The organism is Corynebacterium sp., assembly GCF_030152825.1.
GTDB lineage: Bacteria > Actinomycetota > Actinomycetes > Mycobacteriales > Mycobacteriaceae > Corynebacterium.
Genome location: NZ_JASLIP010000030.1, coordinates 20,051 through 27,079 on the forward strand (window position 1 = coordinate 20,051; position 7,029 = coordinate 27,079).

Consider the following 7,029-nt stretch of genomic DNA (forward strand, 5'->3'; position numbering starts at 1 on the left):
AGAACGCTGCAACCTGCCGCATTTCCCCGGAGCTCGGAGACCGGCGGGCTAAGCATTGTGATGATACTAACAATATGGGTCCCGGATGGCAAACTTCTCTACCTGCACGTTCCCAATAGTTGAAATGTTTATTCCCATAGAGTGATTGCATGAGCGCGCTTGGGTGACGCGGGAGAACTACCCCAGACCGCGTCATCCCCCGCCCTTCTTCGCAGCCAACAAGCTGCCTGAATTACCAGCGGAGACCCGGCAAGGTCACAGGCTGCCTCGCTAGGGTTGTGCGCTATGCAAGCATCGACCTATTACCTCACGCATTACGCGATCAAGGCCTGGGAATGGCTCATCCACCCCGGCCTGGCGCTGGCCACACTGGCGGTCCTGGCGGTCCTGATACCGCGAGTCGGCAGACTGTGCGTCCGCGTCGTCGCCCAGCGGCTGGATGCCGATAAGGAGTCCACGAAATCCAAGCTCGCCCTCGCCGGCGCGCTGGTGTACCTCGTCGAAGCGGTGGTCTACTTCATCATCGCCATCCGCGCCCTCACCCTGCTCGGCGTACCGGCGGCCTCGGCTGCCGTCCCCGCCACCGTCGTTTCCGCCGCGATTGGTTTCGGCGCGCAGAACATCATCGGGGACTTCCTCTCCGGTGTCTTCATCATCACCGAGCGCCAGTTCGGCGTCGGTGACTACGTGAGCTTCGAAGGCACAAACAATGCGGTGGAGGGCACCGTCGTCGCGCTCACCCTCCGCGCCACGAAGCTGCGCACCGCCAGCGGCGAAATGGTGACCGTCCCCAACGGCAAGGTCGGCGCGATCACCAACTTCTCGCAAGATTGGTCCCGCGCCTTCGTCGAGATGGACATCCCGCTGCGCCCCGGCGAAAACATCGATCACCTGGTCTCGCAGGTCGAAAAGGCAACCAAGCGCGCCGTGTCCGCCCCCGAAATCAAGCCCAACGTCACCGGCGACGTCGACGTCATGCCCGCCATCGCCGTCGTCCAACCCCAGGCTGCCGGTCAGCCGTGGGCAGTGACCTTCCGCGTCACCGTCGACGTCGTCCCTGCAAAACAGTGGGCCGTGGAGCGCGCCATCCGCTCCGCCATGCTGAATACCTTCTGGGAGCGTATGGAAACCGTTCCCGCCTCACCTTTCGTCGCGAATGACTCCCCCGGCGCTTCCGCCCCACGCGGCACGGCGCCGGGAGCAGCCCCGAACACGGCAGCGGACGACTCCACCCCCACGACCGTGTTCGCCACCCGGCAGGAAGCAAGCGCTTCTTCGCAGAGCTCGTCCCATGACGGTGTCCACAGCACGGATACGTCTCGTCTGTCCGATGACGACAATTCCGGCACCCCACTGGACCCGGACGCAGAGGTCGCGATCATCCGGTCCAAGGACGACGGTCCGGGGGCAGCCTCCAATGACTCGCTCATCGTCGGCACCGAGGACGATGAAGAAGAGGACCTCGATTCCGGGGTATTCAAGCGATATGACTACAGCTCACGCTTCCAACGCTGGCTGACCTTCGGTGGCCGAACCAGGGTCTCCACCACCCTGCTGCTCTTCTCACTCGTGGTCCTGGGGCTGCTGGCCGCAGCGTCCTCTAATCCGGACGACGGCCGCGCCGGCGTGCTCAACCCCGCTTATTGGAGCGACCGGCCGGCGAAGACCAGCGAACAGACCGAAACGCCTGCGCCAGAGCCGACGCAGCCCGCAACCCAGGACTCCCCGGAGCAAGAGGGGCAGCAGCCCCAACAGACTGGCCAGCCGGACAGCCCGGACCCCCGCTCCACGCAGGAGCCGAACGCCAACGAACCGCAGCGCAGGCAGCAGAATCAGGCCCCGCAGCCTCAGCAGCAAAACCAGAATCAGAATCAAAACCAGCAGCCTGACGGGAATCGCGGTGCCGAGGCACCGGCAACCGATGGTGCAGACTCCGGGACTGGCACGGGAGACACCGGTGGGGACACCGGGGGCTTCTAGCGCGATCACTCTGAGAGCCCATGGCGAAGGAAAAAGGGATTTAAGCCCCACCCCGGGCACCTGGTTAAATGGCTCACATGAGCGCCCAGGACAACACCCCCACGAATAAGCCCCGCCCCGACCACAACCACGGTCGACCGGCGGTGCGTCCCCAGACTTTCCACCCGAGCCGGGAAAACATCCTGGTCGGCTTCGTCATGTTCCTGATTAGCCTCATCTTCACCGGATACAACGTCTCGGCCTTCTTCTGGATCCCCCTGCTCCCGCTGCTGTTCATCGTGTGGGTCATCAAGGCAGGAACCCGAGTGGATAGCAAGGGCATTACGGCCAAGCCTCTGATCCGACCGTCCAAGACCGTGACGTGGCAGGACTTCCAGGGCATCCGTTTCAACAAGGCGGGGAAGGCCTACGCCGCTGCCACAGATGACTCGCAATTCTGGCTGCCTGGCATCACCTTCAACAGCCTCCCTGCCCTCGCCGAGGCCACCGCAGGCCGCATCCCGGACCCCCTCACCCCGGCGCGCCTGGACATTCACAACAAGGTGCAGGTCGTCAACCGCGATGGTTCGGCTGTGCTGATGGACTCCGAGGATTACGCTGAGTACGAGAAGCAGCGTCGCGCGGAGTACGAGGCCGAGCACCCCACGGCCGAGCCAGCATCTGATGCGGATTCCGTCGCCTCTCCAGGGAGCGCCGAGAATCCGGGTGCCAGTAGCAACTCCGAGCGCGCTCGCGATAACTAAAGAACAGAACACCGGCCTCGCGTTACCCGCTTCCAGGGACCCTACGGGGGCCGGATAGCCACTTTCACCCATAGAGATATTGAAGAGAGCACTTCGACAATGACATCTCGAGACAACACCACTTCCTTCGGAGCTTCGATCCCGCTGCGCTCCGACGTCACGACGCAGGGCCGCAACGCTGCGGGTGCACGTGCGCTGTGGCGCGCGACAGGCATGACGGACGATGACTTCCACAAGCCGATCATCGCCATCGCGAACTCCTACACCCAGTTCGTTCCGGGCCACGTCCACCTCAAGGACGTCGGCGACATCGTCGCGGAGGCCATCGAGGAGGCCGGCGGTGTGGCACGCGAGTTCAACACCATCGCGGTCGACGATGGCATCGCGATGGGCCACGCCGGAATGCTCTACTCCCTGCCCTCCCGCGAGATCATCTCCGACAGCGTGGAGTACATGGTTAACGGGCACGCCGCGGACGCGCTGGTGTGTATCTCGAACTGCGACAAGATCACCCCGGGCATGCTGAACGCCGCGATGCGGTTGAACATCCCGGTCGTCTTCGTCTCGGGTGGCCCGATGGAGGCCGGCAAGGCCGTCGCCGTTGATGGTGTGGTCCAGGCCCCGACGGACCTGATCACCGCGATCTCCGCCTCCGCCTCCGACAAGGTCGACGCCCAGGGCCTGCTGGACGTCGAGTCCGCAGCGTGCCCGACCTGCGGTTCCTGCTCTGGCATGTTCACCGCCAACTCCATGAACTGCCTCACCGAGGCGCTGGGCCTGTCCCTGCCGGGCAACGGTTCCACCCTGGCGACGCACGAGTACCGCCGTCGCCTGTTCACCCAGGCCGGTCACACCATCGTCGATCTGTGCCGCCGCTACTACGGCGAGGGCGACGAGTCCGTCCTGCCGCGGAATATCGCGACCAAGCACGCCTTCCAGAACGCGATGGCGCTGGACATGGCGATGGGTGGCTCCACGAACACCGTGCTGCACATCCTCGCCGCCGCCCAGGAGGGCGAGGTGGACTTTGACCTGCAGGACATCGATGACCTCTCCCGCGAGGTGCCGTGCCTGTCCAAGGTCTCACCTAACTCTGAGTTCCACATGGAGGACGTCCACCGCGCCGGTGGCATCCCCGCGATCATGGGTGAGCTGTGGCGCGGCGGCAAGCTGAATGAGGACGTCCACACCGTGCACGCGAACAGCCTCTCCGAATGGTTGGAGGCCTGGGACATCCGCGCGGAGAACCCGAGCGATGCCGCCATCGACCTCTTCCACGCCGCTCCGGGCGGGGTGCGCACCACCGAGGCCTTCTCCACCGAAAACCGCTGGTCTTCGCTGGACACCGATGCCGCTGGCGGCTGCATCCGCAACGTCGAGCACGCCTACACCGCCGATGGCGGCCTGGTCGTGCTGCGCGGCAACCTCGCCGAGGACGGCGCGATCATCAAGGCTGCCGGCATCGACGAGGAGCTGTGGCGCTTCGAGGGCAAGGCCCTCGTCGTCGAGTCCCAGGAAGACGCGGTGCGCGTGATCCTGGACAAGAAGGTCTCCCCAGGCGACTGCATCGTCGTCCGCTACGAGGGCCCGGCGGGTGGCCCGGGCATGCAGGAGATGCTGCACCCGACCGCCTTCCTGAAGGGCTCCGGCCTGGGTCGTGAGTGCGCGCTGATCACGGATGGCCGCTTCTCCGGCGGTTCCTCCGGCATCTCGGTCGGCCACATCTCCCCCGAGGCTGCCCACGGCGGGCTGATCGGCCTGGTCGAGGACGGCGACCCGATCCTCATCGACGTCCACAATCGCACGCTGGAGCTGCAGATCTCCGAGGACGAGATCGCGCGCCGTCGCGGCCAGATGGACGCTTCCGAGACCCCGTGGCAGCCCACCACCCGCAAGCGCCGCGTTACCAAGGCCCTGCGTGCTTATGCGGCGATGGCTACTTCCGCCGATAAGGGCGCAGTCCGCGAGGTGAAGTAGCCACCATGGCTCAGGCCTCCACCGGCGCCCTGGCTCCGAATGCTACGGAGCCTGCGGGGCACGATCCGATGATCCGGGTTCGCGATGCGCACCTGCACAACCTGAAGCACATCGACGTCGACCTGCCCCGGGATACCCTCGTGGCGGTCACCGGCGTGTCGGGTTCGGGCAAGTCCAGCCTGTCCTTCGGCACCATCCACGAGGAGGCACAGCGCCGCTACCTGGAGTCCGTCTCCCCCTTCGCGCGCCGTCTCATTGGTGGCGCGGTCAACCCGCGCGTCGGGTCGGTCACGGGGCTGCCGCCGACGGTGGCGTTGCAGCAGTCCACCACCCTGGGTGGGGCGCGCTCCTCCGTGGGCACGATCTCGAATATGTCGAATAGTATTCGGCTGCTCTTCTCCCGCTCCGGCAGCTACCCGGACGGCATGCGCGAGCGGTTGGAGTACGGCAGGCTCGATTCGGACGCCTTCTCCCCCAACACCACCGCCGGCATGTGCCCCGAGTGCCAGGGCACCGGCACCGTGCACCGGCCGACGGAAGAGTCGATGGTGCCGGATCCCAGCCTGTCCATCTGGGATGGTGCGATCGCCGCGTGGCCAGGAGCGTGGTTGGGCAAGAACTTCCGGGACATCCTGGGCACCCTCGGCTACCCGCTGGACGTCCCGTGGCGGGATATTCCGCAGGAGGACCGCGACTGGATCCTGTTCACCGACGAGCAGCCCGTGGTCACCGTCCACCCGGTGCGGGACGAGAACGCCGTGCACGGGTCCTATAAGGGCAAGTGGCGCTCGGTTTCCACCTACCTCACCGACACCCTGGCGGAGACGGAGTCGGATAAGAACCGCCGCCGGGTGCTCTCCTTCATGCACTCCTCGACGTGCCCGACGTGCCAGGGTCGCGGCTTCCAGCCGGATACCCTGCAGGTCACCTATGCCGGTTATGCTATCGACGAGTTCAATGGCTTGGCGCTGAAGGACGTTCTTGCTGTGCTGGAGGAACGTCTCCAGCAGTTGGCGGGAATCACCAAGCAGCGCTGGACCGAGCACGATGAGGCCGAGGAGCTGCTGCTGGATCAGGTGCTGCCCACGGTGCGCGCCGCAATCGAGCTGGGGCTGGGGCACTTAAGCCTCTCCCGCCCGGCACGCAGCTTGTCCGCGGGCGAGCACCAGCGCCTGCGGCTGGCCTCCCAGTTGAACTCGAGCCTGTTCGGAACGACCTATGTGCTGGACGAGCCCTCGGCCGGCCTGCACGTGGTGGAGCGGAAGGCGGTCTCCGAGCTGCTGCAGCGCTTCATCACTGCTGGGAACTCGGTGCTTCTGGTGGAGCACGATATGTCTCTGGTTGCCGGCTGCGATTGGGTCGTGGACATCGGGCCTCGTGCTGGTGAGCGCGGCGGGAAGCTGGTGTTCTCCGGCCCGACTGCCGAGTTCCGCTCCCGCGCCGAGCAGCTGGGTTCCCCCACTGCCACCGCGCTGAACGAGGACTTCCCGGAGTTGACGGCCACCCCGGCCGGCACCGGTGAAGCAATCGGCCTGACAGGCGTGCACGCACGCGCCTTCGACGGGGCCGACGTGGACTTTCCGCTGGGGGCGCTGACCGCGGTCACGGGGGTGTCCGGCTCCGGCAAGTCCACCCTGGTCATCGGGGTGCTGGCAGACGTCGTATCCCGCTCGGCCAAGCAAGTAGTCGGCGCCGACGAAGTCTCGGACGACGACCCGGATGCCGAGGTCACGGCAGGTTCCGACGCTCACGGGGATTTCCGCGTGGATAGCGCCACGGGGGTCGATAAGATCCGCCGGCTGGTGCACATCACCCAGAAGCCGATTGGGCGGACGGTGCGTTCCACCGTCGCGACCTACACGGGGCTGTTCGATCACGTCCGCAGGCTCTTCGCCGCGACCCCAGAGGCGAAGCGGCGGGGCATGTCGGTCTCCGATTTCTCCTATAACACGAAGAAGGGCCGCTGCCCGGAGTGCGATGGCGCGGGCAGCATCGAGGTCGAGCTCGTGTTCCTGCCCGGCACGTACACCACCTGCCCGGCCTGCCACGGCAGGCGCTATAAGCCGGAGATCCTCGAGGTGCAGTGGAACAGCCGCAGCATCGCCGACATCTTGGCGCTGACCGTTGACGAGGCGCTGGATGTCTTCGCCGAGGAGCCAAGGATCCTGCGCTCCGTGGAGTTCCTGCACGCCCTCGGCCTGGGCTACCTACGCCTGGGCCAGGGGTCCCCGGAGCTCTCGGGTGGTGAGGCGCAGCGCATCAAGCTGGCCTCCGAGATGCAGCGCGGCTCCAGCCACAAGCACAGCCTCTACCTCCTGGACGAGCCGAC

Annotated in this window: 4 protein-coding genes; all 4 read left to right on the forward strand. The window is 65.9% G+C overall.

The features are described 5' to 3' along the window. Positions 1 to 285 precede the first annotated feature (285 nt). Positions 286 to 1,980 carry a mechanosensitive ion channel domain-containing protein gene (locus Q1V78_RS03640; protein ID WP_300611716.1) on the forward strand — a complete coding sequence of 565 codons (1,695 nt, stop codon included), beginning with the start codon at positions 286 to 288 and terminating at the stop codon, positions 1,978 to 1,980. Positions 1,981 to 2,057: 77 nt separating this feature from the next. Then, positions 2,058 to 2,723, forward strand: a complete 666-nt coding sequence (locus tag Q1V78_RS03645) for a PH domain-containing protein (protein ID WP_300611718.1) — start codon at positions 2,058 to 2,060, stop codon at positions 2,721 to 2,723. Positions 2,724 to 2,822: 99 nt separating this feature from the next. After that, entirely contained in the window at positions 2,823 to 4,700 is a 1,878-nt protein-coding gene (gene ilvD, locus Q1V78_RS03650; RefSeq protein WP_300611720.1) for a dihydroxy-acid dehydratase, read from the forward strand. A gap of 5 nt (positions 4,701 to 4,705) precedes the next feature. Beyond that, a partial coding sequence (locus Q1V78_RS03655; protein WP_300611722.1) for an excinuclease ABC subunit A occupies positions 4,706 to 7,029 on the forward strand: 2,324 nt, incomplete at its 3' end.